Here is a 26,647-nt window from a genome sequence, read left to right as displayed (position 1 = left end):
CGGAGTCTTTGGGCTTGTCTGCTGAATCAGTAGAGCGGGAGCAAGGGTGATCACTCTATCCTGAAGAAATATGAGATTCACAATACAGGCATGAGGCAGGGGATGGTGAAGGAGACAATCTTCTCCTTCGACCTGAGAGCGATTAAAGGAACTTACTAAGAAACGCTTTGGTGCGCTGGTGCTGAGGTTTGTTAAACAGCTCAGCCGGTGGGCCCTGCTCGACAATTTTCCCGCCCTCCATGAAGATCACCTTGTCTGCCACCTCCCTGGCAAATTGCATCTCGTGGGTGACCACTATCATGGTTTGCTTTTGTTCGGCCAGTTTTTTCATCAGCTCCAGCACCTCATCGACCCACTCGGGATCCAGGGCCGAGGTCGGCTCATCAAACAGGATCACCGAGCTGTGTGCCGCCATCGCCCGGCCAATGCCGATCCGCTGCTGCTGACCTCCCGATAGGGCACTTGGGTACTGATCTTTTTTATCCTCAAGACCGATCTCCTTTAAGATCGCCAGCGCCTGTTGCTTGGCCTGAGTCTTAGATTGCTTCCAAACCGTGATGAGCCCCTCGGTGATATTCTGCAGCGCCGTTTTGTTGGCAAACAGTGCATAATTTTGGAACACAAAGCTACTCTTGCGCCTTAGGGCGACCACCTCTTTGTTACTGTGTTTGGCCGCATCGATGCTGAGATCATCTATGCTGATCTTCCCCTGGTCAGGAGTCTCCAGGAAATTCAGGCAGCGTAGCAGGGTGGATTTTCCGGTCCCCGAGGGGCCGATAATCACCACTATCTCCCCCTGCTGCACCTCAAAGCTGATTTCATCGAGCACCCGGTTGTCGCCGAAGCTCTTGGTTAAATTGCTTACCTGGATCATAGTGATTTACCCCCTTGATATTAGTGAGCCTGGTAGGCGCGGTTAAGATAGCGCTCCAGCAAGTGTTGCAGCTGGGTAAAGAACATCACCACCAACCAGTAAATGAGTGCCACCACGACAAAGCTTTCAAAAAACTTGAAGCTGGAGGAGGCTTCCATCTGAGCCTTGGACATCATCTCGGCCACTCCCAGGGTAAAAGCCAGCGAGGTACTCTTGATCATATCGATAAAATAATTCATCAAAGAGGGAGTCGCGACCCGGGCAGCCTGGGGCAGGATGATCCTCTGCATACTTTGCAGACGGGTCATCCCGATACTCAGGGCAGCCTCGCTCTGGCTCCTGTCGATCCCCAGGATCGCGGCGCGGATGCTCTCGGCCATGTAGGCTGCAAAGTGTAGTGACAGGCCTAAGATTGCGGCGCTAAAGGCATCCATCCCGACAAATATCGGGAACACTTGAGGTAAGCCGTAATAGAATAGAAACAGCTGTACCAGTAGCGGAGTTCCCCGGAAAAATGAGATGAACAGGATCACCAGCTGGTTGAGCACTGGGATCTGGAACACCCGGATCACCGCCATCAGGATGGATAGCAGCAGGGCCAGCACGAATCCCATCAGCGCCATCTCCATGGTGACCCCGAGGTATTTCAGGAGGATAGGCACCAGCTCCAGGCTGTAGTGAAAATCAAAGCCGCTCATGATTGAGTGATATCCGCATCAAACCATTTCTCGGAAATCTTGCTCAAGGTGCCATCTTTTCTCATGCCGGCAAGGGCCAGATCCACCTCTTTGAGCAGTTTCTCTCCCCGGGCATTTTTTGCAAAGGGCAGGGCGTTATGGATCGGGGTAAAGGGTTTTCCGGCAAGCTGTAGCGGCAGGCCTGATTGTTTGATCACTTGGGCCGATGACACTCTATCCATCACAAAGGCATCCATCCGTCCCAGGGCCACATCCTGTTCAAATCCTGAGTCATAGGTGTGGATCTTGATTTTGCCATCCTTGTCGTGGGCTCTGAGGAGCTGAGCAAAGTTAGAGCCAAGATTGACCGCAACATTCTTGCCCGCCAGATCATCAATTCCGTGGATACTGGTATTGCCCTTACGAACCACCACCTGAGCCCCATCCTCCACATAGGGAGTTGAGAAGTTATATTTTGCCTGGCGAGCCGGGGTAATGGTGATCTGGTTGGCGATCGTGTCTATGTGTCCGGCCTCAAGCATGCCAAAAAGCCCTGAGAAGTTGGCGGTGACAAACTGGACCTTAGTGTGCAGCCGCTTACCGATGGCGTTCCACACGTCGACCTCAAACCCCTGGAGCTTATCCCCTTTGACAAAGGTGAAGGGAAAGTAGCGCCCGGACATCCCGACCTTGATGGTATCTGTAGTGGGGCTGGTGGCTTGCTGTGCCAGTACCTGTGAGCTGCCGAGCAGGGCCAGTGACAGAAAAGCAGTTTTGAGCAGGGTTCGCATCATAGACTCCATGATCGCCATAAATAGAACGTCAAATCATAGGGGAATATTCACTTATCTAGAAATAACGAAGGGTTATAGCTAAGAAGATATGGATCTATCTTTGTTGGGGACTTGTGGCCAGATATCTGAGGGGCGGTGATAGCAAAGTGGCTTGAGCAGTCCGGTGGCCCGGATAGTGCGGTTTGGGGAGCCGCTAATAGGCCCCCCTTTGATTATCTACGCCGGGTTGTCTGGATCATAGATGGTGATGGTGCTGTCACAGCGACCATAGATAGGATCCTGAAGATCCGGGAACAGCTGTTGCTGCCCCTCCTTATGCACATCGACATCCTTACGCAAATAGATACTCAGGCCGCTGAGGTATTCAACTCCATCGAGCTTCTTACAGCTCAAAAGCAGGTGCTCACTGGCATTTGGGCCATAGACCTCGTTAAATTTATTCAAGATGGCATTACGCTTAACAGATTTGCCGATATTGTCATCCAGGTATTGGCTAAAGGGACTGTCATTAAAGTAGTTCACTAGTTGAACACTCTTTTGGAAGTAACTATCTGAGCTCATTTTTGAGCAGGTACCGTGCTTATACCACTCATGGCGCTGTAGGTTAGACTGGGTGCCTGGCATGACCAGATCCAGCTCGCTGCGAACCGATGGGCTTAGCTCAAGCTTGGGTAGTTTCTCCCATTGGTGTAGTTTATCTTTTTCGATATTCTCTTGATTGACACCACAGTATCCATAGCTATGGCTTGCATCCCCAAGTTTATTTGGCCAGAAACCATGCAGGGAGAGATGATAGGAGCGGTAATTTTTTATCGCGCTGCTGGATGTTTTACACTCGGCTTTGCTTTGGTGGGTGGCACAAAATACCGGCTGCACACTCAGGGCCAGCACATAGTAGTCAAATCGGCCCGCAACAGGTGTGTCGCTGGCCGCCATCGAGGCGCCCGATAGTCCGAGCAGAGGTAGCGTAAGGGCGCAGGCAAGTAGAGTTTTTTTCATGATTTTCCTTTTGTATTGATCCCGGTGGCTGATCGCTTTTATGAAGCGATTCGTTGTTATAAATCAGTGGAGTCCTGTTTAGAGCCAGGACTGTGCACCGGGAGGGTGGGTAAACAGATATTATTCCTGAACAAGTTTTTCCATAAACTCCTGCAGGGCAATTCCGGGCTCATCGCGATCCGATGAGATCATCTTGATCCCCCATTGGGCCAGGATCTCCTCCTGAACCGGGTTGGGGCGATGAAAGAAAATATAAGACTTGGGGCGCACGCTGGCATCTCCGTGAGACTGCCAGATCTTGGCCAATTTATAGAATAGCAGCCGGATATTTATATCCGACAAACTGTAGCCGATAAACAGCACCGACTTCCCAAGGGCATCGGCCCTGAGCTTGATGTCCAGTGGCGTCTCAAACTCCAGCCGTTCAAAGTAACTGGATTCGCTGAGCACGATCGAGGTGTCATCATCAAAGTCACCGTGGAACTTAACGATCTGGGTAGCCTGGCTGTTGGCATCAACCAGATCGCTGACCTTAGACACCTTGGTATAGGGGCGCAGGTAGTGTTGAAAGGCCTTTTCGATCCAGCGGTCATAGTTGGTGGTATAGATGAGGGGAAAGTTTCCCTGGGCGATCAGGCCATGGATCGGCGAGCTCTCTACCGGGATATCTGTGGTGTGCCAGGCCCTGTCCATCCAGCTGCGCAGCGGCCCGATGTTTCCCTTGCGTATCCTGTAAAACTCCGCCAGTGACAGGAACTCACCATAGGTACTGAAGACATCCGGGTTGTAATCGAGCTGTCTTGCAACCTCGATCATCAGCTGATCCCAGGAGGGGAGCCCCAGGTTCTGTGAAACTCCGGCTCCGACAAAGAGAATCAGGTTATTTTGTTTGTAGGCTTCGAGCAGCTGTTCCATCCATCACCTTCCGTGTAAAAAATTACAGAGCTTTTTCAGAGCTTGCTGGCGTGCCCCCTGAAAGTCGACGAGCTGCGACAGGGGCTGGTTTTGGCCCTCGGGAATAAAAATACAGTCCCAGCTGTTGGTTCTCTCTCCCTGGGGCTCGCTGAGGATGTTCCCCTGAAGCGAGCCCTCGAAGGTAAAGATGTTGCGTGAATCACAGTAACCTATCATGGATCGAGCCCGAACACCGCTATCCCCGAGGTTTCCCAGTACCCGGGCAAAATTATCCAGCTGAAGTTTTTCCCACAGGATATGGGTCAGTCCTGCCGGAAAATTATCGATAGCATTCATATAAAGGGCCGTATACTCCACAAAAACCGGTCGTCCGAGGAGCTCAAACGCCTGAAGTACCTTATCGTGGATCAGTTGATCCAGATGTTCTGTTTGCAGCTCTTGGCTCTGGTGGTGACAGGGGATCATCTCTATTCCCGCCTGAGCGAGGTAATGGCTCACATGGCCACTCTTGTGTTTGTTTCCTGTCACAAATCGGATCGGCGTCATCCGTGCTCCTTGCTGATGTGTTTTCCATACGGAACAGTATCGCTAACAAAGTACCTAGCTTGCCATAGCTAGAGTAAGGGATTTAGCCTTGTGAAACATTGATTATCTGCGCAAAAACAGACCTCAGGTTGCGGAGGGGGAGCTGTTGTTGATGTCTGCTTCCAAAGATTACAGATACACAGTAAATCCGAATCTCTTCCATGAGATTTATTTCCAGCTCAACTCCCTGCTTCGCGTGCGTTACCCAGACTGTAACTTCCCCCTGGAGCCTCTGCTGCACAGGTATCTTCCGCTGCCGCTTCCTTTCGGCAGAAGGCCGGTGACGTTGAAAGCCGCACATCTTTAGTAAGGTCAGCCGTTCTGAGACATGAGAGCGGAGGGTACGCCTCCGCAACGGGATAGATCAGCTATTTTCCTGATCGCTGAACTTAAGGGTTGCCAGGATCTGCTGCAGGTAATCACTGCTACTACTTTTATCCTTGTCTAAACAGATGTTGTAAGGTGGGAAAGGTGCGGGATTCTGACAGTTGCTATGTGCCGGTGTCAGGACCGCAGCACTGGCGATGCCTGTGCCCAGCAGACTGGTTGCTAACAATAAGGCGCTGATGAAAAGTCCTTTAATCATCTTGATCATTCCTTTGTTGAGATTGGGGGGATGCCCTGTGATGTCGAGCGTAAATTACGGTATCTGCAGGAAGGGTAGGGGATAAACAGAAAAGATCGGGCTCTACTGTAATTGCCGGGGGAGGTGGTGATGTTGTTGGCATATAGGCGACCTTGATTATCCTTAATCCTGGGTACCACACTCCAGAGGTAACCTGGAAGCGTCTGTGTAGAGAACCTCTGCTGCTTTCCTGCGACAGTTGATGACCGGCTCTCTATCGTTTGGAATGTTAACTCTTTTAAAAGAAAACCCAATAGCCCGAATGAATCAGGGTATACATGTGTGATCTACATCTCGCTTTTGAAATCTTGTTGATTTAATTTTAACCACTGCCCATGTTGCAGCTGCAATGGTAGAATGCGCCCAAAATTTTTTCAGAGTTTTAAACCCATGCCCTGGATACAGATCAAAGTCAATGCCACCGAAGAGAAGGCCGAGAAGCTCGGAACCATGCTTGAGGGGGCTGGCGCCCTGGCCGTTACCTTTGTGGATGCGAAAGATACCCCGGTTTTTGAACCCCTGCCGGGTCAGACCCTGTTATGGGGAGAGACCGATGTGGTTGGCCTGTTTGATGCCGAGATTGACCCGGCTCCCATAGTTACCTTTTTGAAAAAGCATTTCGGCAACGAGATGCGCTATAAGGTCGAGCAACTTGAAGACAAGGATTGGGTGCGCGAGTGGATGGAGCATTTTCATCCGATGCAGTTTGGCGAGCGGCTGTGGATCTGTCCGAGCTGGCGCGATGTGCCCGATCCCGATGCGGTGAATGTGATGTTGGATCCCGGCGTTGCCTTTGGTACCGGCACCCACCCCACCACAGCCCTGTGCCTGAAGTGGCTGGATCAGCAGGATCTTGAGGGCAAAGAGGTGATCGATTTTGGTTGTGGCTCCGGGATCCTGGCGATCGCGGCCCTCAAACTCGGTGCCAAACGGGTGATTGGTATCGATATCGATCCTCAGGCCCTGGCTGCCAGCCGCGACAATGCCGAGCGCAATGGTGTTTCCGAGAACCTTGAGCTCTATCTGCCCGAAGATGTGCCTCAGAACACCAGAGCCGAGCTTTTGGTTGCAAATATTCTTGCCGGTCCTCTGCGTGAATTGGCTCCGGTCATTGCCGGTCATGTATTACCTGAGGGCAAGTTAGCCCTGTCAGGGATCCTTGAGAATCAGGCCCCTGAGTTGTGTGAGCATTACCAGGGTTGGTTTGAGATGGATGCGCCCGAATATCGCGAGGAGTGGGCCCGTCTGAGCGGAAAAAAGCGCTCCTGATCCCGATCTGAGGCCTGTGATTATCGGCTTAGAATGAAGGGGCTTTAAGCGGTAGCTGTTCGCCGGTTAAGCGCTTCGGGGCCTGCAGGTGTTACTTGTTTGTAGCGAAGCGTTACATTTTTATTAGCTGCAAAAAAAGCAACCTTTTTCTTTGTGTTTTTTTTGCGAAAATTGGGGCTTCGCTTAAATTATGACCTTTTCATGAGCACAAAAAACTCGTAATATACGCCTCCTTCGAAGCGTTCATGTTGTGAGTCCCATGCAAATCGGTTCCTTGACAATTGAGTCCCCCGTTGTGGTGGCTCCCATGGCGGGGATCACTGATCAGCCTTTTCGCCGGCTCTGTTTGCGGATGGGGGCTGGCCTGGCAGTGTCTGAGATGTTGCTGGCTAACCCGGATGTCTGGAAAACGGAGAAGTCGCGTAAGCGACTGCAGGATGATGGTGAACAGGATGGGACCATCCGCGGAGTTCAGATCGTAGGATCGGACCCGCAATTGGTCGCTCAAGCTGTGGAGTATGCACAGACCGAGGGAGCCCAGTTGATTGATATCAACATGGGGTGCCCGGTTAAGAAAGTAAATAAGAAGCTGGCAGGCTCAGCACTGTTGCAGTTTCCCGCACTGGTAGAAGAGATTCTGCGAGCCGCGGTGGCTGCATCGGATGTTCCTGTGACCCTTAAGATCCGAACCGGATGGGATCAGGAGCATCGCAATGGTGTTGAGATTGCTCGGCTGGCTGAGGGCTGTGGTATTCAGGCCTTGGCTGTACATGGCAGGACCCGAAGCTGTATGTTCCGGGGCAACGCCGAGTATCAGACGATTCGAGCCATCAAGCAGGCTGTATCGATTCCCGTGATAGCTAACGGTGATATCGATAGCCCGGAAAAGGCTCGGAAAGTCCTTGATGTGACAGGTGCCGATGCCGTTATGGTTGGGCGGGCAGCCCAGGGGGATCCCTGGCTATTCCGTGAAATTTGCCATTATCTTGAGCATGGTGTGGAGTGTGCTCCCCCTCACGAGGCAGAGATCGCCTCTGTGATGGAAGAGCATCTTGAAGCTCTGCACTCTTTTTATGGCGAGTACAAGGGTGTTCGTATAGCCCGTAAGCATATCGGCTGGTACCTGCAGAAGAAGAAAGCCGGATCAGATTTTAGAAGGCAGTTCAATCAGTTGGAGAGCGCCGCTTCGCAGCGTTCGGCATTGAACGACTTTCTAAGTGTAACTAGTTGAATGAATCAATAAGAGCAAAGCGCATATGTTCGAACAAAACCTGACTACTGAAGCATTGGTAACTACAACAACAAACCTTCAGTCAAATGAGCAAACCCAGCGTCCACTCCGTGAATCTGTTCAGCAGGCGCTCAGAAACTACCTGGCTCAACTGAATGGGGAAGAAGTGGTTGAGCTGTACGAGATGGTTCTTTCTGAGGTTGAAGCTCCAATGCTGGATGTGATCATGCAGTACACTCGTGGAAACCAGACTCGCGCTGCGACCATGATGGGAATCAACCGTGGTACACTTCGCAAGAAGCTGAAAAAATACGGCATGAACTAAGGGTTTCCTAGAAACTTTAAGTTCAACAAAGGGTTAGCTCGCAAGGGTTAGCCCTTTTTTGTAGAAAAATTAGAGTTTACTCATAAGTCATCTTATTGTCACAATCCCTCCTTACAATCCGCGTTTTTAAACGCGAATTATTCAGGGACTTATGAGACCTTTTATCACCGCTCTGCTCTTTACTCTTTTTAGTTGTCATGCTTTTGCGACCAGTCATCCCAGGCACGATGTGCTTATCTCTTTTGAAGGGCATATTCCCAACACAGGGCAGGAGCTCCCGACCGATGTGCAGTCGATCACCGTGACCCAGATTTGCGATACAGGTACTAATTCAGGACAGATCACCACAAATGTTGCTCCGGGAAGCACTGGGCTATGGTTCAGTGCTCCACCATGTCCGGAGTCGATCCGTGGCGAGGAGGGCTCTTTTAGCTATAACCGGGTATCACTCATTTTTGCTGATGGTCACCACTTTGATCTCCCCACCCATGGAAGGCAGAAAACATCCATCATGATCGATTACAGCAACGGGGGTTACACCCTGCACAGGATGAACACAGAGCAGGCCAGTCGCTACCCGATTCAGATCCATTGCATGTATCGTCAGCAGCATAATTTTTTTCCACGCAGCTGTAATACAGGCAACTCTCAGGGGATCAGCCAGCTCTATGTGAAAAACACCTGCGAAAAGCACAGTGTTTACCATAATCCAACCTCCCACATCCAAACTTCAACCCTGACGGTCCCAGCCCATGGAAGCTCTCAGCTGTCGAGCAGTATGGCGCGGGTGTGCCAGGAGAAAACCAGCAAGTGGTTTCAGCATGCCTATGTCCATGTAGTGCGTAACAATGGCGCAGATCAAAAAACCAAGATAGTGGGCTTTGAGGACGATGAATTTGATCTGGTGTGGGCAGACGAGCTGGATGCCTATCGCTCGATTCAGCATCCCGGGAACACCCCTGAAAAGTGGTAACCAGCGGGTGAGCAATGCAGGCGTTCACTCAATATTGCAAACTGTCATGGGTATGGGCTTTCTCCTCTTGGAGTAGGCCCATACCCGGTACAACTTAAGTAAGCCTCAATTCGCAGGATTATTCCTCGTTGGGCTTTGTCCCCTGGCATTCATGGGGATTGCTCTCAAGCTTACTGCGAAGATCGGTCATGGCTTCAGCCAATAGGCGCAGACTCTCCTGGGCAATAGATACATAGTCCGGGTTGTCCGCAATATGGATCTCTGGATCGTAGACCTTGGCAAGTTTGACCAGGGTTTCCCTGTCATATTGAACATAGGTATCGGCCATCTTCTGGGCCTGGCACTGATCGAAACCGAGTGCTTCAAGGGCATAGCGGCCGGCTCTTACGGATGAGTCGAAGGTTTCCCGAACGATATCATTGGCCCCGGCATAATAGTTTGAGTAAACATGATGCCTGTCGACGGCTCTGGCGATAATATGCAGGTGGGGGGCCTCTTTGCGCGCATAACGCACAATTTCGGTGATCTTATCCTTATTGTCGATGGCTATAATCAGAATCTTAGCACTATGCAAACCCGCGGCATGCAACAGATCGGGGCGGCTAACATCACCAAAGAAAGAGCGAATACCAAAGCGGCGCATGTTTTCAACCAGTGAAGGCTTATGATCCAGCACCACAGTCTTGATGCCGTTGGCGACGAGCATGCGGTTGATGATCTGCCCAAAGCGGCCATGGCCAGCAATAATCACTGAGCCCTGCTCGTCAATCGCGTCTGCTTCTTTTGTCTCATCTTGGATAATCCGGGTTGCAATGACTTTCTCATAGAAGATGAACAAGCCCGGGGTGAGCATCATCGAAAGGGCCACCACAAGAGACATGGTGCTATAGATCTTTTCCGGAATAATCGAGTTTTGTAAGGAGAAACTAAGCAAGACAAAGCCAAACTCACCGGCCTGAGCCAGTCCCAGGCTAAAGAGCCAGCGATCGCCATAACGGATTTTAAAGAAAAGCGTTAAACAATAGAGAACGACACCCTTGAGGAGCATGATTCCCAGAGTGATCAGGATAATGTTGGTGAAATCATTAAACAGCAGTTGGAAATTGATCCCCGCACCAACCGTAATAAAGAAGAGCCCAAGCAGTAATCCTTTAAAGGGCTCGATATCAGACTCAAGCTCATGTTTGAACTCACTTCCTGCAAGGGCGACGCCGGCCAGGAAAGTCCCGAGTGCCGGCGACAGTCCGATGAGGGTCATTAATAGTGCTATACCGATCACCAAAAGCAGGGCGGTTGCGGTGAATATCTCCCGCGATTTAGCCAGGGCCGTATAACGAAGCAGGGGGCGCATCAAAAACTGGCTTGCAAAAAGAATCAAAGAGACCGACGCGATGATCACCAGCGCCACTGCCCAGCCAGGTAGCCCCTGGGTCAGAGAAAAATGCGTAGCACCTGATTGGACCTGGTGTAATAGCTCCGGGGCTTTGCTGTGCGTCAGGGCGGGCATCGCCAACAGCGGCAGCAGGGCGAGCATGGGGATGACGGCGATATCCTGAAACAGCAGCACAGAAAAAGTGGACTCGCCGCCTTGTGTCTTCATCAGGCCCTTTTCGTTCAGGGTCTGCAGCACGATGGCGGTGGAGGACAAACAGAAGATGAGCCCTAGCGTGAGCGCTATGCTCCAGTAAAGGCCCAGCAAGATACCGATGAGGGTGATTGCGCCTGTCGTCAGGCCCACCTGTAATCCTCCCAGCCCAAGTAGTTTGCCACGCATCGCCCATAATTTTTGGGGCTCAAGCTCCAGGCCGACTAAAAACAGCATCATGACGACGCCAAATTCAGCAAAGTGTTTTAAATTCTGGGTTTCAGCGCCGACCAGCCCTATGATGGGACCAATGAATATTCCTGCGATCAGGTACCCTAATACCGAGCCCAGTCCCAGTTTTTTGGCAAGGGGGACTGCAATGACAGCGGCAGTTAAATAGATAAAAGCCTGATATAAAAAGCCATCCATTATCAATGATCCTATCGAGTTTTGAGCCTATTCGTGAAGGTAATTTCTTATGGGCTGATCCTGCCCTTTGCATAAATCCGATAAATTAAGCTGGTTATTATGAAGATAAAGGGTTTAGATTTCATCCTGGCGCAAAACCCTGACAGGGTTTGACCCGGCAGAACGGATTGCAATCGCGATCTGACTCAGTCTACTATGAAGCCTCAGTCAGGCAGGGGTTATCCATGAAGCTACAGCAGCTGCGCTATATCGTCGAAGTCTCAAAAAATAATATGAACCTGTCGCAAACGGCCCAGCGGCTCTTTACCTCCCAACCCGGGATCAGTAAGCAGATCCGCCTGTTTGAGGATGAGCTTGGGATCACCATCTTTGAGCGCAGTGGTAAGAAGCTGCTGGGGGTGACCCCCATCGGCCAGCAGATCATTACCTATGCGGCAGATATGCTCAGAAAAGCCGAGGCGATCAAGACCCTGGCAAATCAGTACCGAAACCCGGAGCAGGGTGAGCTGAGCATTGCCACCACCCCGACTCAAACCCACTACCTGTTGCCCAATGTGATTAAGCTATTTGCCACTCGTTACCCCAACATCTCTTTGCATATGACCCAGGGGCGGAGAGCCAGATCCATGAGGCGGTGCTCAGTGGTGATTGTGACTTTGGGATCGCCGACGAGGTGAGTTCTCCCTATGATGATCTGCTGATGCTGCCCTGCTATTCCTGGCAGCGCTCGGTGGTTGTTCCCCATGATCATCCCCTGACCAAGCTTGAAAAACCGACTCTTACCGAGCTTGCAGCTTACCCTCTGATCACCTATCCCCAGAGGGGAGGAGGAGAGTCAAAACTTGATGAGGCGTTCCGTGCCCAGGGATTAACCCCCAATCTGGCACTGACCGCAGCAGACTCTGATGTCATCAAGAACTATGTTCGCCTTGGGATGGGGGTTGGGGTGCTGGCCTCCATGGCGATGGATGGAGCCGATAATAGCTTACGGGTGCTGGATGTGACTGGTCTGTTTAAGCCCAGCATCAGCTATATTCTTCTCAGAAAAGAGCACCTCTACTCTGAGCATATTTTTTACTTTATTGAGAATTTTGCTCCCCATCTATCTAAGGCTCTGATTGAAAAAGCGTTGCTGGCTCAATCTCAGGCCGAGGTAGACCAGTTATTTGATGGAGTCACCCTGCCATCCTATGTCACTGCCAGTAAAGAGAGAGCTCCCTTCTATTACAATTACGATATATAAAGCGCTGAAGGATAGAGATCCGGGTGGCGGAGCTGGTTTGTGGCTTGCAACCTCTTAGGGTTCCAAAGTAAGCTGGCTTGCATGTAACAAATACGTAACGGATATCAGTGTGAAAAAGATCATCATCCCCATCGCGGCTGTGCTGGCGATTGGGGTTGCAATAGGTTCTGTGTTTATGGCCTACAAGATGAGCCAGCCTGCACCCGCTTCTCAACTCAACCACTCTCAGCCTCATCAACAGGACTAAAGGACAGTTAACTTGAATAGTAAAAGCCCCTTAAAAAAGCCGCTGTGTATCTACCATGCCGACTGCTCAGATGGCTTTGGAGCGGCCTGGGCTGTCTGGAGTCACTTCGCGGGAAAGGTAGAGCTTATCCCCGCGGTTCATCAGGAGGAGATCCCTGATTTTACTGGCCGGGATCTCATCATTGTTGATTTTTCCTATAAGAGGGAAAGGATGCTGGAGATCGTACGCCAGGCGAACAGTGTTCTGCTTATCGATCATCATAAAACCGCCCAAGCCGAGCTGGAAGATCTCATGGAAAGCGGAGAGATTAAGGGAGTGATCGATCTCGATAAGAGCGGATCCATGCTTTGTTGGCAGTGGTTCCACCCCGGAGTTGAGCCTCCCCGATTAATTCGGCATATCCAGGATATGGATCTGTGGCGTTTTGAGATGGAAGGGACCCGTGAGGTGCTGGCGGCGCTCTCTTCCTATCCCTTTGAGATGGAGCTGTGGAATCAATTTATGAGCTCAGATCTGGGGGAGCTTTATGCCGAGGGTAAGGCGATTTACCGAGCTCAAATGAAGCAAATTGCGGAGCTGATTAAAACAGCGACCCTGCGCCAGGTGATCGCAGGCTATGAGGTTCCGGTTCTCAATGCGCCCGGGTTCTATGCCTCGGAGGCGGGGAACCTGCTGGCCGAGGGGGAGGCATTCGCTGTCATCTATCAGGATACCCCGTCGGGGCGGAAATTTAGCCTTCGCTCTAAGGCCACGGGCGTGGATGTATCAAAAGTCGCAGTTCGGTTTGGCGGGGGAGGCCACAAGCATGCGGCTGGCTTCGCTTTGGCCTTTGAGGAGCTGGGGCGTTTAGCTAAGGGTTAAGCACTGAAATAAAAAGGCGGGGTGATCCGATACCCCGCCTGAATTCAAAGCGGAATTATTCCTGCTCTGGCGCCTCGTCCTGGGCTTCAGTTGCCAACTCTTCACTCTCTTTATCAGCAAAAGTGGCCAGAACTTGCTGCTCGTAATCGTCGTGACAGATCATGGATTGCTCCAGTGGTTGTGGAGTGAGCAGCCTATACCACAGCTCAGGTGAAGTAAAGTTGATCTATGTCATGTTCATCTTTGGTCGGCCAACCTGAGATCGGGATCATCCTTTATAAAAACCAGGAGATGATAAGAGCGACCACCCCACCTGTGACACCTATGATGGTTTCCATCACGGTCCAGGTCTGCAGGGTCTGTTTCTCGGTCATCCCAAGGTAACGATTGGCCAGCCAGAATCCCGAGTCATTGACATGGGAGAGTACAATGGCGCCTCCGCCAATGGCGATGGTAATCGCAGCAAGCTGGGCGCCTCCAAGCCCCAGAGGCTCGAGCATCGGAATGATGAGGCCACAGGTGGTCAGCATGGCAACGGTGGCCGAGCCCTGGATCACCCGCACCGCTGCGGCCAGCACAAAGGCGAGGATCACTACCGGCAGCCCGGAGCCCGCCAGGATGTGGCCCAGTGCGGCGCCAACACCCGAGTCCACCAAGACCTGTTTAAATACCCCGCCGGCACCAGTGACCAGGATGATCACTCCGGCGGGTTGGAGAGCGCTGCTACAGATCTCCATGATCCTGTCATTACTGATCCCCCGGCGGATCCCCAGCAGATAGAAGGCTGCCAGGCAGGAGACCATGATGGCGGTAAAGGGGTGACCGATAAAACTTAGCCAGTCATAGAGTGCAGAGGCCGGATCGATAAAGCGTGCCACTATGGTCTTCATTCCGATCATCAAAAGCGGCAGTACCACCAGCCCAAGAGCCAGACGGAAGGTCGGAGCCCCCTGGCCCTCCCGGGCATGCTCATTCACCCTGGCATGTTCCGGGGTCTCAATCTTAACAATTTTGGAGATGATGCTGCCGAAGATGGGGCCCCCCAGGATCATCGCCGGAATCGAGGCCAGCAGCCCAAACAGCAGCATATCTCCAAAGTTAGCACCCAGTTGTGATGCCACCAGGATAGGCCCTGGCGCCGGGATCAGAAAAGCCTGGCAGGTGGCGATCCCAGCCAGCAGGGCGATACACATCTTGATGAAGCTACCATGGTTTTCCCGGGCCACCGCAAAGGCGATGCCGATCAGCAGCACCACGGCCACATCAAAGAAGAGTGGCAGGGCGCAGATAAAGCCGGTCAGGGTTAGGGCCCAGTTGGCTCTCTTTGAGCCACAGCGCCTGAGCAGGGTATCGGCTATCTGGTCCAGGGCTCCGGTGACCTCCATCACTTTGCCAAACATGGCGCCCAGCGCGACGACCACGGCAACAAATCCCAGGGTGCCGCCCATCCCTTTTTGGATGGTCCCGGCGATATCGGCCGGGCTCATTCCCGAGAGGATCCCAGCGATCATCGAAACCAGGATCAGGGAGGCGACGGCATGTAACCTTACTTTCATCACCAGAAACAGCAGCAACAGAATGGATCCAGCCGCAGTCATTATCAGAGATAGTTCAGACATGGTTTATCCTTGTTATTCTTGTGTAATTTGTCACACTCCCGAAAGTTACCGGTAACATGTTACCGGTAACGTGTTACCATAAAAAGCATTACACCTGAGTGATGTTGAGAATTGAGAGGGAGGTCAAAAAGTGAAGAAAAAACAATCAGGGGGCTGCTACATCATGATGGGGGTCTCCAGCAGCGGTAAATCGACGATTGGTGAGAAGATGGCTCGGCGCCTGGGGGCTAAGTTCATTGATGGTGATGATCTGCACCCCAAGGCAAATATCCTCAAGATGGCCTCCGGCTCCCCCCTGAATGATGCGGACAGGGCACCCTGGCTGGAGCGGATCCGCGATGCAGCCTTTAGCCTTGAAAAGAAAAGTGAGCAGGGGGTGATTGTCTGCTCCGCCCTCAAGAGAGCCTACCGGGATCAGATCCGTGAGGGAAACCAGCAGGTTCGATTCATTTTATTGCGGGGTGACTTTGAGCTGATCCTCGAGAGAATGCTGGCCCGCAGCGATCACTTCATGCCACCAGAGTTACTCAAGAGTCAGTTTGAGGCCCTGGAGCCACCGACTGATGAGACTCATGATGTGCTGGAGGTGGATATTGATGGCCCGATTGAACGGGTGGTTGAGCGCTGCCTGCAGGCAGCCGAGCAGTTTAAACAAACAGAAAATGGGGAGCTAGCTAAGGGATGAATCCAATTATTTGTCAAGTGACCGATAGGATCACAGAGCGTAGCACCAGGACTCGCAGTCACTATCTTGAGGTGATCCGTGAGCAGGCTAATCAAGGGGTACCGCGCGCAACCCTCTCCTGTGGCAACCTGGCTCACACAGCTGCCGCCTGCTCATCGGCTCAAAAGTCGAGTCTGCTGGATATGACTCGGGTCAATGTGGGGATCATCTCCGCCTATAACGATATGCTCAGCGCCCATCAGCCCTATGCCGATTATCCAAGGCAGATCAAGCAGATCCTGAGCCGGTTGGGTCATAGCGCCCAGGTTGCCGCCGGGGTTCCGGCCATGTGTGATGGCGTGACCCAGGGCCAGCCCGGGATGGATCTGTCACTCTTCTCCCGGGATCTGATTGCCCAGGCCACAGCCATCGGTCTGAGCCATAACACCTTTGATGCCACCCTGCTGCTTGGGATCTGCGATAAGATCGCACCGGGCCAGCTGATGGGAGCCCTGGCCTTTGGCCATCTGCCGGCAGCCTTTGTACCGGCAGGTCCCATGGGCAGCGGGATCTCTAACAGTGAGAAGGTCAGCATCCGCCAGCAGTATGCTGCTGGCGAGGTGAATAAACAGGCGCTGCTCGAGATGGAATGCCGGGCCTATCACTCTCCCGGGACCTGTACCTTTTACGGTACGGCAAACACCAACCAGCTGGTATTTGAGGTGATGGGGCTGATGCTTCCGGGCTCTGCCTTTGTGCCCCCCGATACTGAGCTACGTGAGGCCCTGACCGCAAAAATAGCCAGCCACATGGTCAGGATCGCCAGAGGCAGTGGTGATTATCGCCCCCTGGCTGAGGTGGTGGATGCTCGCTGTCTGGTCAATGGGCTGGTAGCCTTGCTGGCCTCAGGGGGCAGCACCAACCACAGCATCCATATGCTGGCGATCGCCAGAGCCGCCGGATTGATTGTGACCTGGGATGATCTGGATGCCCTGTCCCAAGTGGTGCCGCTGCTGACCCGCCTCTATCCAAATGGACCTGAAGATATTAACGCCTTTGAAGCGGCCGGAGGGGTGCCTACCCTGATGCTGGAATTAGCCCGCCGTGGTCTGCTGCATATGGATGCCACCCCTGTTTATGGCACTATGGAGGACTACCTTCAATCCCCGGAAATCGATGCAGGAGAGCTGGTGTATCGCCCGGCAGTAAGCTCGGCCAATCCGAAAGTGATCGCCGCAGCGGGTGAGATCTTTAGTGAGCAGGGTGGGCTGAAGCTGGTGCAGGGCAACCTGGGGCGTGGGGTGATCAAGGTTAGTGCCATTGCCAAACAGCATCAACAGCTTGAAGCGCCGGCCCTGGTCTTTGAGTCTCAGCATGAGGTCGAGAGAGCCTATCAGGCTGGTGAGATCAACCAGGATGCGGTGATTGTGGTGCGGCACAACGGGCCGGCAGCCAATGGGATGCCCGAATTGCACAAACTGATGCCAATTCTGGGAAACCTGATGCAGCAGGGTTTCAAAGTCGCACTGGTCACCGATGGCCGTTTGTCGGGAGCTTCCGGTAAGGTTCCGGCTGTTATTCATATGACACCTGAAGCCAGCCGAGGTGGACCACTGGCCCGTCTTGAAAACGGTGATCGGATTCGGTTGGATGCGGGAGAGGGCAGCCTTGAGGTGCTGACCGATATCTCCTCAAGGGAGGATACCCTGGTGGAGCTTAGCTATCAGCACGTCGGCGGCGGGCGGGAGCTTTTCTCTGTCTATCGCCATAACATCAGCAGCGCTGAGAGCGGTGCCACTATTTTGTATCAAGAGGAGAGTTAGTCAATGTCATGGAATATTCAGCCCTCAGAGGTTTTTGCAGAATCACCCATAGTTCCTGTGATGGTTATCAAGCACTTAGAAGATGCCCTGCCGATGGCCAGGGCCCTCGCCGCAGGTGGGATCCGGGTGTTTGAGATCACCCTGCGCACCCCGGTAGCCCTGGAAGCGATCCGCCAGATCAGTGAAGCGATGCCAGAGGCTCTGGTTGGAGCCGGAACAGTGATCAATACTGAGCAGTATGATCAGGCGGTTGCGGCCGGGGCCAAATTCGTGATCTCTCCGGGCTACAGCCCTAATTTGCTCAGGCATGCCTTATCCGGTGAAGCGCCCCTGATTCCGGGAGTCGCAACCCCCTCTGAGATCATCACGGCCCTTGAGCTTGGTTATGATCACCTGAAGTTCTTCCCGGCGGAGATCAACGGTGGAGCTAAGGCGCTCAAGGCGATTGCGGCACCGCTGCCTCAGGTCCAGTTCTGCCCGACCGGTGGGGTGAACCCGGACAATGCCGGTAGCTATCTGTCACTGGATTGCGTAGCAACGGTCGGGGCACCTGGATGATTCCTGCCGCTGCGATTGAAGCGGGTGACTGGCAACAGGTGACCGAGCTGACCCGCCAGGCGATCGCGGCGGTGAGTTGATGCCAAATCGGCTGTGCAGCTAAGCGCTATTATCTATACACGATCTGAGTATTATGATTTGCAGCTGAGTTGCATGAGCCGGTACTGACCGGCAGCAGGCAAAAAGGTGCGCTCGCCCGCACCCTCTTGCATCTCCCGGGGCGCCCCGAACCTCGCTGTACCCTTGTCTCTCCTAAGGATTAAGCCGCAGCTTAGACATCACGTCCATGTGATGGCTAAGCTCTCGCGCTGCTTATCATCCATGATAAGCCCTCCCAGTTCGGCATCCTGCCTCTCGTTCTGTTTCTCTGGGAGAAACGTCACCCTTATCGCTCAACCTTAATCCTCTACGGTTCTCCTCGGCGCTCGTTCACGGGGTGACAAACTCTCCCTTCGATATTGCGATCAGGACTCTGATAGGCAAAAACGCTCAAAATGGTGTTCTAAATACTCTCCCCGGTGCTGATCTGATAGCCGAGATCAAAGCGGGTTTGGGCCAGAGGCTCGTCGTTGAGCCTTGCCAATAACTCCCGAGCCGCTACCTGGCCGATCTGCTCCCTGGGGGTGATTACACTGGCGAGCCTTGGCACCATGGATTGACCTATATCGTGGCCATGGAAGCCGGCTATAGCCAGCTCTCCCGGGATCTGGATTCCCTGGCGCTGGCATTCAAACAGGGCGCCGATCGCCAGATCGTCATTGGTACAAAATAGTCCGTCTGTTTGTGGGTGTTCGCTCAGCACCTGTTTAAGCAGCGAGGCACCGAGGCTGAAGGAGGAGGCTTGCTCGGTTAGCAGGGTGACAGGTTTTAACCCATGAGCCTCCAGTGCCCGGGTATAGCCTTGCATTCTAAGTTGGGTGCGCTGATCCATCCGCGCTCCCAGGTAGGCGATTTGCCGGTAGCCGCGCTGGATCATTGTTTCGACCATACTGTAGGCGGCCCGGGCGTTATCCAAACCTACCGCCTGGCGAATGCACTCCGAGGAGCAATCCATCATTTCGACCACAGAGATCCCTGCGGTCTCGATCATCCTCAGGGTTCGTTCACTGTGGAGGGTTTCAGACAGTAGCAGGCCATCGACATTGTAGGAGAGCAGGGAGGCGATGTGTTGCTCTTCACTGTGGGCACTATAGCCATAGTGAGCAAACATCAGCTGGTAACCGGCGGGCTCGGTTACCGACTCGATGCCACGGATCACTTCGGCGAATACCTGGTTGGTCAAAGAGGGAACCAGCACCCCGATCGCCCTGCTTTTGGCATTGGAGAGGATATCCGGCGCCCGGTTGGGAATATAGCCAAGTTGCTCGACCGCTGCTGCAAGTCTATCCCGAGTGGCAGGGGAGACCTGGGATGGATTTTTCAGATATCGGCTGACAGTCATCTTGGTGACGCCGACCAGACTGGCGACATCTTGTAGTGTGGGTCTTCGTTTCTTGCTCATGAGCCGTGTTCAGAGATGATGTTACACGTAACATAACAGATTCTTTTAGGGTAGAACATCGGCTGGCTCTCAATGGGAAGCCCTCTTTATTGAGCGGCCCGGGGTCAGTATAATTGGTGATCCTTGTCATGGTTATGGTTTCGATGGTATCCCATCGGGGTTGGAGCCATGATGATCCCGCTATGAGAATAAGGTGTGCCCTGTAAATGAATCCTATTGAGCAAACCTGGCGCGAGCTGGTAGAGCTGCGTTGTGAGGTGATTGAGTCTCACGAAGTTAAAAAAGACCAGGCATTGCTGGTTGAAAACATTAATCACCTGAGCGTGTTGGTGCAACTGGCCCTGGTACCGGACTCCGGCTTCTCCTCAGAGGCGATCGCCTGGGCCAAAGAGTTACGCCAGTTTGTCCAAACCTTTGTCGGTAAGATGAACAGCATCAAGGGGAAAAAATGAACCAGATTGAAAAAAACTGGCAAAAAGAAGTTGTCTCCGTGATGGGGCAGATCGGTGACTATTTTACCAAGGGTGATTCGGACAGGGCGCTGGAATGTATCCGGGTTTTGGATGTGCTGCTGAGCCTGCCACGTCACAGCAGTGATGGCTTCTCCACCGAGTCTATTCAGCTTCTTAACAAGTGTGATGCCTGGCTGGCGACGATCCGTAAATCCTCCGGGGCAGATAAGGCTTAGCAGGAGCTCAGGGTGTGAAAGATCTTGAATTTTATCTTGATAACCCCATCATTGATTTCGATGTGGGGATCCTGGTTGTCAAAGATCTTGAGCACCGCTTCATCGCTTCCAACCATAAGCTCACGGACTACTCGGGGTTACATCCCGAGCAGCTGGTGGGCTTAAGAGATCTGGATATGCCCTGGCAGGATATGGCACAAATCTATACGGATCATGAGAAAGATATTCTGGCAGGAAAGCAGTATCAGGTGATTGAACCGCTGCAGGGCCTTAAATCTACCAACCTGCTGACCCGCAAAGTGCTTCTCTATGATCAGCATGGTAAACCGGCCGGAACAGCCCTCAATGCCATGGAACTGAATTCAGATATTGAGTTTGCCCACCTGGGGGGCCACTCCAGTAACTTCAAAGTGTGTGGCTATGGCGCACAATACAATCTGACTCCGATGGAGTCCAAGGTATTTTATCACTTCATCAAGGGACGCAAGCGTGCCCGGGTCGCAGAGCTGCTAGGGATCTCGACCTCCTCCTTCGATTTTCATATCCGCAATATTAAGCATAAATTTCAGGTCGACAGTAACCAGGATCTCAGGTACCTGGCTTATCAGAACAAATTTGAAGATATCTTCCCTTTTCAGATGAGTGTTCGTTGCTGAGTGACCCAATTCGATTCAGTGAAAGTTTTATTCCCACGGGCTTAGCCATATTCCTCATCTTGTTCACTGGGATTCAAGATCGCTTTTAGCACAACTTTGTGTGATCCCGCTTGCAAAAATATATTTATTTTTTTGAACCTATGAATTTCATAGGTTCAAGTGGTGGATATTTTTGCTTCAATGGAGAAACCCCGTTTTTCCAGAGTCTGTGATGGAGCTTTGGAAATCTGAAGCTATCCCAAGTGTGATAGCCAGTGAGGGCCGCAAATGTGACGATAAGGGTGTACAGGGACAAGTAACCCCGCCATTTTGATCAGGAAGATCCTGAATTGAAGTTTGGGGGGAATGATGAAAAACACCATCTCTACCACTGTATATTTTGTTCTGATCGGCATGCCATTTATCGCCTCGGCCAATGACAGGAGCTGTTGAGCCGTACACGCCGGGAGACTCTGGTGTAGCCTGGGTATGAACGACAGAGCACAACCGCGAATGGATAGGCGGGAACGCTATGCTAAGGAAAGCAAGGTTGCCTCAGAGTGCCTACCTGAGACTGATTCGCTCGGCGAATGCAAACTGCTGCTCGCTCACTGCCGAGGCGAGCCGCCGTTTTAAGGAGCAGTACGGGAAGTCCACAGAACAAATCATCAGCGGAGCAAAGCCCGTATCATATGAGGCTGAGGGCTCTTTTATTCTGATGGTCGATGTTGAGAGTGATTGCGCGGTGGCGCCTCAGGGCTCAGCCCGGGAAATAGGCTCCTTGATCATGGAGCACTTTGAAACCAATCCCTGAAAGCAGGGTTCACCCGGAGTAACCCAGGGTGCTGCGTATCTGTGGGAGGTTCTTAACGATCCACTCCCTGTTGATCGCGCCCCAGCTCAGTAGCTGATACTGCCCTGACTTGGTGGCACCTATATACTCTACCCGAATATCCAGCTCCTCAAGGGCCTTAATCGTATCCTGAGCGGTGCGCCTTGGCATCCCGGTTTCAGCCATCAGGGCTGGGACACTGTTGATCCCTGATTCAATCAGATAAGCGACCAGCAGGCGCCGATAAAAACTGGTTTTTGTTTTACTGATTTGGCTCATGGAGACTCCTTCTCCGAAAACTCTGCGGACTATAACACGGATTATGCCCCGTATTTGCAGCTTACTCCACCAATCGGGGAGCGGCTTTGCAAGCCGGCATCAGAGGCTTATGATTTTGAGTTAGCTTAAGTTGAACTATGGTCCTCTAAGGGCCGCCGGGAGAGTCGATGGCACACTTGGATAATCTACTAAAAAATTGCGATTTTCAAACATCAAGACTCAGGGTATGGAGCCTTGCTGCAGCCAGCGAGGCAGGGGAGGAGTCAGAGGTCGCTGGCACAGCCTTGGATTTGCTATCACCTGAAGTGGTCAAAGCCCTTCCTGGAGAGTTTCAGGGCATTTCAACCCTGGCCGCCGCATCCGCTTGGCTTGAAACGATGCAGCGTCAGTGTCAGCTCTTACTGATCCAGGCCAGAGAAAGCCGTGAAATCTTGGGCTTTATCTTTCTCTACCCGGATGAAGCCGGGCCAGCGGGCCTTAATCTTCATCTTGGTTACCTGCTGGGCAAGGCGTATTGGGGGAGGGGCTATGGAAAAGAGTTTTTACAGGGCTTGCTTCACTGGTGCCGGACAACAGCAGGAGTTAGCAAGCTCACCGCAGGCGTAGAGCAGGATAACCAGCCCTCTATCAAGCTCCTGCAGCGGCTTGACTTTAAACTGGCTCATCAGGAGCCAGAACTTAAGACTCGATTTTATGAGTACAAGTTCTCTCGCGGGGCCTAAAGTCACCCAGGGCAGAATCACAGCGCAGTGACAATCTTCTATCTACAGTAAACAGTTATTGTTTGACCTGCGGTCGGCTAATTTGTGCCTTCGGCGCAAGTGTCCGGCCGCGGACAGCTGCGGCGGGGATTCCTCCTTCGTTACTCTTTCTAGGGGCTGTCGTCATAAGATGGCAGCCCATAGTGCTACACAACGTATTTGAACCGCCGCTTCAAATGAAGCGGTATTTTTTGCATATCGTGTCGCGATTCCTCGCCACCTCTTCAGATGAAGAAAAGCATTTTCTACCAAATGCCTAACTCTATAGAGACCTTTATCATGCTCCCGTAGCACCTTCCGGTTTCTCCTCGATGGAATAACCACTTTCATTCCCAGAAACTCGGCTTGGGAGACCAAGGCATTGGTATCGTAGCCTCTGTCAGCCAGTAAATACTCAGCATCGACACTATCAATCAGAGCCAAGGCCTGAGAACAGTCTGCCGTTGTACCTGAGGTAACAAAGCACTTAACAGGCATGCCATGAGAGTCTACAGCCAAGTGGATTTTACTGTTTAGCCCCCTTTTGTTATCCCCATATCCTGATTACCTCCCTGAGCACCGCTGGCATCTGGGTGGACTTTGATATGGCTGGCGTCGATCATCAGCCACTCAAAATCAGGCTCATGGATTAAACGTTCCTGGAGGCGAGCCCAAACTCCCTTATCACGCCAGCGACTGAAGCGTCGATGGGTATTTTTCCAGTCGCCATAATCGGGAGGAAGGTCTCTCCAAGGTGAGCCTGTCCTTAAAATCCAAAAAACAGCATTGATAAAGAGTCGGTTATCTCGACCCGCCTTTCCCCAATCACCTTTTCTTCCCAATATATGGGGTTCGATTAGGCTCCATACTCGGTCTGATATGTCATGGCGTCGGTGGGCTGGGCTCTTCATTGTGTAGTTCCAGATTAATGATGAAAGAATATATTGTACTCAAACTAGTCCGCTCATGACGACAGCCCCTAGAAAGAGTAACCAGAAAGTCGCTACGCGCGATGTTCCCTACATCGAGCTTCGCAGTTCGCCATCCCTGGCTCAGAAACATAAAGCTTTACTATCTCTTATATGAATCGAAGAGAGGTAGTTTCATTCCCGTGAGGGAGCGCGGAGGAAACCCGTAAAAATATATTGTTGTTCGAGGCAGGATGCCGATGTGCGGAGCTCTGGGGAGGGACTCGCAGCGCGGAGCGAGTTTTTGATTACTTTTGGCGGTACAAAAGTAATGTGCTGCCGACACCCATGCAGCGCAGCTGCATGGGTGTCGGTGTCGCCCGACGGCGAACAAAGGGGCAAACGCCTTTCCCCTTTGCAATCCCCTGGTGCCCCGGATCTCGCTAAATCTTCGCCTCACCTAAGGATTAAGGCTCTGCTTAGACATCACGTCCGTGTGATGGCTAAGCTCTCGCGATATCCCTATCGCTCAACCTTAATCTTCTAAGGTTCGCCTCAGCGCTCGCTAACGGGGTTTGAAACTCCCCTTTGATTCGCGCCGAAAAATCATGCCGCGATTGAAGCCGAATGGCAGGACGCGATGAGTGCATAGCCACGCTAGGGGTGGAGTCTCTCCCGGAGAGACAGAGCGAGAGATAGGGATATCGAACTGGGGAGGCATATCATGGATGATATGCGGCGTGTCTATGCTGAGCTTCAAGGAGCAAGTGATTTTGAGGAATAAGCGAATCGGGGGGCACCCTGGGGGTTGTTAGGGGACTGGGTGCGCAGTCCCCTGACCTGCCGCCGGTCAGCACCGGCAATTATGCCGAAGGCATGAACTTGCTGCCTGCAGGGCTAATTGCAAAAGTATCGGGTTTCCTCGCTCGCTGTCGGGCACCCCCGACACGTCTGTGGCGAAGCCACAAGACTCAACCTCAAACCTTAGGCATCTGCAGTCGCATTGCCCTAGACTCAGGGGAGGGATGAGTCGAGATTGAGGGTTGTAGCCGTGGTGATCCGTTTTATATCAAGTTGCTTTTGCGCATTAGGGATGGTTTGCACGGCCTATGCGGCACAGGTAGAGAAACCTGACTGGTCCAAGCTAACATTTGTGACCGAGGAGTATCCCCCCTACAACTACATCCACAATAGTAAGCTCAAGGGGATGGCGGTGGATCTGCTTTTAGTAGCCGCCCGGGAAGCGGGGCAGCCGCTGGCCCGGGAGGATATCAAGGTCTACAGCTGGGCCCGGGCCTACAAAATGACATTGAATATTCCCAATGTGGTGCTATTTTCCACCGCGCGCTCCAAGCCCAGGGAAAAGCTGTTTCATTGGGTCGGGCCAATCGTTAAATCCGCCACCGAGCTGTTGGCTCTCAGGAAGCGCAACCTGAGCATCAAGAATATAGATGATCTCAAAAACTACCGGATTGGGGTGGTTCGGGCTGATATCGGAGAGCAGGATCTGCTGAACCTGGGCTTTCCGAAAGAGAAGATGAGCATCACCCATAATCATAAATTGCTGATAAGACAGCTGAGAAACCAGAAGATCGATTTTTGGGCCTATGAACTTTACAGTGCAAAACATATCTACAAACAGCAGGGATTACCTGCCGGAGAGCTGGTCCCTGTCTATGAGCTCAGCGCCGATCAACTCTACTATGCCCTGAATCTGAATACCGATCCCAAGCTTCTGGAGAGTTTCAGCCAGGCGGTTGGCAAAGTGAGGGAGAGCGGTGAGCTGGATAAAATCCTGAGTCGTTATCAATAAACCGGCGACTGGATATCTGATACGGGGAGCTCCATGGTTCGCGGGGCTCTCTCTTGCCCGGACCGAACCTGCTCGCTACACTAGCGCCTTTATCCAGTATTAAGGCCTCCCATGTTTGATTGCACCGGCATCACCTGCCCCCATGACGCACTTCCCCTGAAAAATATTGAGGGGCAGCTTCGTTGTGAAAATGGCCATAGTTTTGACCTGGCGAAGCAGGGATACTGTAATCTACTGCCGGTTCAGGCCAAGCGTTCCCGGGATCCGGGAGATAGCAAAGCGATGATCGCAGCCCGTAGCGAGCTACTGGATAGCGGGGTATACCAGGGTATTGCCGACAAGCTTTGTGAGCTGGTGGCTGAACTCGGGACAGGCAAAAGCCTGGCCATTGCAGATGCAGGTTGTGGGGAAGGCTATTATCTTAAGGCCCTTGAGAGCCATCTGCAGCAGGCAGACCTTGCGGCGCGGATGATAGGTTTTGATATCTCCAAGTGGGCGGTTGCCCGGGCTTGTAAACGCAGTCGGTCGGTGAGCTGGCTGGTGGCGAGTAGTAAGCAGCCACCGCTAGCGGATCGATCACTGGATCTGATCCTCTGTATGTTTGGCTATACTCAGTATCCTCAATTTGCCAGTAAATTAACTCAGGGGGGCCATCTGCTGTTGGTGGATGCGGGGCCAGATCACCTGCTTGAGCTTCGCCGCAACATCTATCAGGAGATCAAGCCACACCGTAACTTTGATACGGCCCAGGCTGAGCAGGCCGGTTTTGAGCTGATCTCAACCCACAGCCTGCGACAGCAGGTCACTCTCAATCAGGCTCAGCTTCAGCAACTGATGCTGATGACACCGCACTTTTTCCGGGCGAAGGCTGAGGCAAAGCAACAGTTAGCCGAGCTTGAAGAGCTGACTCTGACCCTGGATGTGGAGTATCGGTTGTTCCGTTGTATGTAGCGGC

General features: G+C 52.5%; 27 protein-coding genes and 2 pseudogenes. 17 read left to right on the top strand and 12 right to left on the bottom strand.

Annotation, left to right across the window (positions count from 1 at the left end):
• Positions 1-142: 142 nt before the first annotated feature.
• The 7 genes from DB847_RS18530 to DB847_RS18495 all read right to left on the bottom strand — a co-directional run bounded on the left by DB847_RS18530 (position 143) and on the right by DB847_RS18495 (position 5,430).
• Complete coding sequence (locus DB847_RS18530) at positions 143-874, bottom strand: amino acid ABC transporter ATP-binding protein (RefSeq protein WP_108652030.1); 732 nt, start codon at positions 872-874, stop codon at positions 143-145.
• 20 nt (positions 875-894) lie between these two features.
• Entirely contained in the window at positions 895-1,572 is a 678-nt protein-coding gene (locus tag DB847_RS18525; RefSeq protein WP_108652029.1) for an amino acid ABC transporter permease, read from the bottom strand.
• A complete protein-coding gene (locus DB847_RS18520) occupies positions 1,569-2,354 on the bottom strand; it encodes an amino acid ABC transporter substrate-binding protein (RefSeq protein WP_407644465.1) in 786 nt (261 codons plus the stop codon). Before DB847_RS18520 ends, DB847_RS18525 begins: the two co-directional genes overlap by 4 nt.
• Before the next feature lie 207 nt (positions 2,355-2,561).
• Positions 2,562-3,344, bottom strand: a complete 783-nt coding sequence (locus DB847_RS18515) for a ribonuclease T2 family protein (RefSeq protein ID WP_108652027.1) — start codon at positions 3,342-3,344, stop codon at positions 2,562-2,564.
• Positions 3,345-3,464: 120 nt separating this feature from the next.
• Positions 3,465-4,259, bottom strand: coding sequence for an SIR2 family protein (locus tag DB847_RS18510; RefSeq protein ID WP_108652026.1), 795 nt, complete (start codon positions 4,257-4,259; stop codon positions 3,465-3,467).
• A 3-nt stretch (positions 4,260-4,262) separates the two neighbouring features.
• On the bottom strand, positions 4,263-4,805 hold the full coding sequence (locus DB847_RS18505; RefSeq protein ID WP_108652025.1) for a non-canonical purine NTP pyrophosphatase: 543 nt from the start codon (positions 4,803-4,805) through the stop codon (positions 4,263-4,265).
• 403 nt (positions 4,806-5,208) lie between these two features.
• Positions 5,209-5,430 carry a hypothetical protein gene (locus DB847_RS18495; RefSeq protein WP_108652023.1) on the bottom strand — a complete coding sequence of 74 codons (222 nt, stop codon included), beginning with the start codon at positions 5,428-5,430 and terminating at the stop codon, positions 5,209-5,211.
• A 429-nt stretch (positions 5,431-5,859) separates the two neighbouring features.
• Here DB847_RS18495 and prmA point away from each other — a divergent pair, with 429 nt between their 5' ends.
• From prmA to DB847_RS18475, 4 genes are all read left to right on the top strand, one after another.
• Positions 5,860-6,738 (top strand): 50S ribosomal protein L11 methyltransferase, encoded by an 879-nt coding sequence (prmA, locus tag DB847_RS18490; protein ID WP_108653021.1) that lies wholly within the window; start codon positions 5,860-5,862, stop codon positions 6,736-6,738.
• 259 nt (positions 6,739-6,997) lie between these two features.
• Complete coding sequence (dusB, locus tag DB847_RS18485) at positions 6,998-7,969, top strand: tRNA dihydrouridine synthase DusB (RefSeq protein ID WP_108652022.1); 972 nt, start codon at positions 6,998-7,000, stop codon at positions 7,967-7,969.
• Positions 7,970-7,994: 25 nt separating this feature from the next.
• Positions 7,995-8,294: a DNA-binding transcriptional regulator Fis gene (gene fis, locus DB847_RS18480; RefSeq protein WP_108652021.1), complete on the top strand. Its 300-nt coding sequence runs from the start codon at positions 7,995-7,997 to the stop codon at positions 8,292-8,294.
• Between the two features lie 151 nt (positions 8,295-8,445).
• Entirely contained in the window at positions 8,446-9,267 is an 822-nt protein-coding gene (locus DB847_RS18475; RefSeq protein ID WP_108652020.1) for a hypothetical protein, read from the top strand.
• 118 nt (positions 9,268-9,385) lie between these two features.
• Here the strand turns inward: DB847_RS18475 and DB847_RS18470 are convergent, their stop codons facing one another.
• Positions 9,386-11,281 carry a monovalent cation:proton antiporter-2 (CPA2) family protein gene (locus tag DB847_RS18470; protein WP_108652019.1) on the bottom strand — a complete coding sequence of 632 codons (1,896 nt, stop codon included), beginning with the start codon at positions 11,279-11,281 and terminating at the stop codon, positions 9,386-9,388.
• A gap of 224 nt (positions 11,282-11,505) precedes the next feature.
• On the opposite strand from DB847_RS18470, the pseudogene DB847_RS26440 reads away from it, so the two are divergent.
• The 3 genes and pseudogenes from DB847_RS26440 (at position 11,506) to DB847_RS18460 (ending at position 13,632) form a co-directional block, all read left to right on the top strand.
• Positions 11,506-12,524, top strand: a pseudogene (locus DB847_RS26440) (LysR substrate-binding domain-containing protein).
• Positions 12,525-12,633: 109 nt separating this feature from the next.
• Positions 12,634-12,771, top strand: a complete 138-nt coding sequence (locus DB847_RS24530) for a hypothetical protein (protein ID WP_159084739.1) — start codon at positions 12,634-12,636, stop codon at positions 12,769-12,771.
• Between the two features lie 12 nt (positions 12,772-12,783).
• Positions 12,784-13,632 (top strand): DHHA1 domain-containing protein, encoded by an 849-nt coding sequence (locus tag DB847_RS18460; RefSeq protein WP_199911623.1) that lies wholly within the window; start codon positions 12,784-12,786, stop codon positions 13,630-13,632.
• Positions 13,633-13,907: 275 nt separating this feature from the next.
• Here the strand turns inward: DB847_RS18460 and gntU are convergent, their stop codons facing one another.
• Positions 13,908-15,251: a gluconate transporter gene (gntU, locus tag DB847_RS18455; RefSeq protein WP_108652018.1), complete on the bottom strand. Its 1,344-nt coding sequence runs from the start codon at positions 15,249-15,251 to the stop codon at positions 13,908-13,910.
• 163 nt (positions 15,252-15,414) lie between these two features.
• On the opposite strand from gntU, the gene DB847_RS18450 reads away from it, so the two are divergent.
• The 3 genes and pseudogenes from DB847_RS18450 (at position 15,415) to DB847_RS18440 (ending at position 18,376) form a co-directional block, all read left to right on the top strand.
• A complete protein-coding gene (locus tag DB847_RS18450) occupies positions 15,415-15,936 on the top strand; it encodes a gluconokinase (RefSeq protein ID WP_108653019.1) in 522 nt (173 codons plus the stop codon).
• Positions 15,933-17,738, top strand: coding sequence for a phosphogluconate dehydratase (gene edd, locus DB847_RS18445; protein ID WP_108652017.1), 1,806 nt, complete (start codon positions 15,933-15,935; stop codon positions 17,736-17,738). Before DB847_RS18450 ends, edd begins: the two co-directional genes overlap by 4 nt.
• A 3-nt stretch (positions 17,739-17,741) precedes the next feature.
• A pseudogene (locus tag DB847_RS18440) lies at positions 17,742-18,376 on the top strand (bifunctional 4-hydroxy-2-oxoglutarate aldolase/2-dehydro-3-deoxy-phosphogluconate aldolase).
• A 422-nt stretch (positions 18,377-18,798) separates the two neighbouring features.
• Here the strand turns inward: DB847_RS18440 and gntR are convergent.
• Complete coding sequence (gntR, locus tag DB847_RS18435; protein ID WP_108652016.1) at positions 18,799-19,797, bottom strand: gluconate operon transcriptional repressor GntR; 999 nt, start codon at positions 19,795-19,797, stop codon at positions 18,799-18,801.
• A 206-nt stretch (positions 19,798-20,003) separates the two neighbouring features.
• Here gntR and DB847_RS18430 point away from each other — a divergent pair, with 206 nt between their 5' ends.
• From DB847_RS18430 to DB847_RS18415, 4 genes are all read left to right on the top strand, one after another.
• Positions 20,004-20,249: a hypothetical protein gene (locus tag DB847_RS18430; RefSeq protein WP_108652015.1), complete on the top strand. Its 246-nt coding sequence runs from the start codon at positions 20,004-20,006 to the stop codon at positions 20,247-20,249.
• On the top strand, positions 20,246-20,485 hold the full coding sequence (locus DB847_RS18425) for a hypothetical protein (RefSeq protein WP_108652014.1): 240 nt from the start codon (positions 20,246-20,248) through the stop codon (positions 20,483-20,485). Before DB847_RS18430 ends, DB847_RS18425 begins: the two co-directional genes overlap by 4 nt.
• A 14-nt stretch (positions 20,486-20,499) precedes the next feature.
• The gene (locus tag DB847_RS18420; protein WP_108652013.1) at positions 20,500-21,141 is read left to right on the top strand and encodes a helix-turn-helix transcriptional regulator; all 642 of its coding nucleotides are present in this window, start codon (positions 20,500-20,502) and stop codon (positions 21,139-21,141) included.
• Positions 21,142-21,670: 529 nt separating this feature from the next.
• A complete protein-coding gene (locus DB847_RS18415) occupies positions 21,671-21,934 on the top strand; it encodes a hypothetical protein (protein ID WP_108652012.1) in 264 nt (87 codons plus the stop codon).
• A gap of 9 nt (positions 21,935-21,943) precedes the next feature.
• Here DB847_RS18415 and DB847_RS18410 read toward each other — a convergent pair whose 3' ends face one another.
• Positions 21,944-22,231 carry a helix-turn-helix domain-containing protein gene (locus DB847_RS18410; protein WP_108652011.1) on the bottom strand — a complete coding sequence of 96 codons (288 nt, stop codon included), beginning with the start codon at positions 22,229-22,231 and terminating at the stop codon, positions 21,944-21,946.
• A gap of 167 nt (positions 22,232-22,398) precedes the next feature.
• On the opposite strand from DB847_RS18410, the gene DB847_RS18405 reads away from it, so the two are divergent.
• The gene (locus tag DB847_RS18405) at positions 22,399-22,953 is read left to right on the top strand and encodes a GNAT family N-acetyltransferase (RefSeq protein ID WP_108652010.1); all 555 of its coding nucleotides are present in this window, start codon (positions 22,399-22,401) and stop codon (positions 22,951-22,953) included.
• 162 nt (positions 22,954-23,115) lie between these two features.
• Here DB847_RS18405 and DB847_RS18400 read toward each other — a convergent pair.
• A protein-coding gene (locus DB847_RS18400; RefSeq protein WP_108650678.1) for an IS5 family transposase occupies positions 23,116-23,882 on the bottom strand; the annotation gives its coding sequence in 2 pieces (ribosomal slippage) (positions 23,116-23,507 and positions 23,507-23,882; 768 coding nt in all).
• Between the two features lie 1,090 nt (positions 23,883-24,972).
• Here DB847_RS18400 and DB847_RS18395 point away from each other — a divergent pair.
• Positions 24,973-25,692, top strand: a complete 720-nt coding sequence (locus DB847_RS18395; RefSeq protein ID WP_108652009.1) for a substrate-binding periplasmic protein — start codon at positions 24,973-24,975, stop codon at positions 25,690-25,692.
• Between the two features lie 111 nt (positions 25,693-25,803).
• A complete protein-coding gene (locus tag DB847_RS18390; RefSeq protein WP_108652008.1) occupies positions 25,804-26,643 on the top strand; it encodes a putative RNA methyltransferase in 840 nt (279 codons plus the stop codon).
• Positions 26,644-26,647: the final 4 nt, after the last annotated feature.

This window comes from Dongshaea marina (genome assembly GCF_003072645.1).
GTDB lineage: Bacteria > Pseudomonadota > Gammaproteobacteria > Enterobacterales > Aeromonadaceae > Dongshaea > Dongshaea marina.
This window is presented reverse-complemented; position numbering and strand designations above follow the sequence as displayed.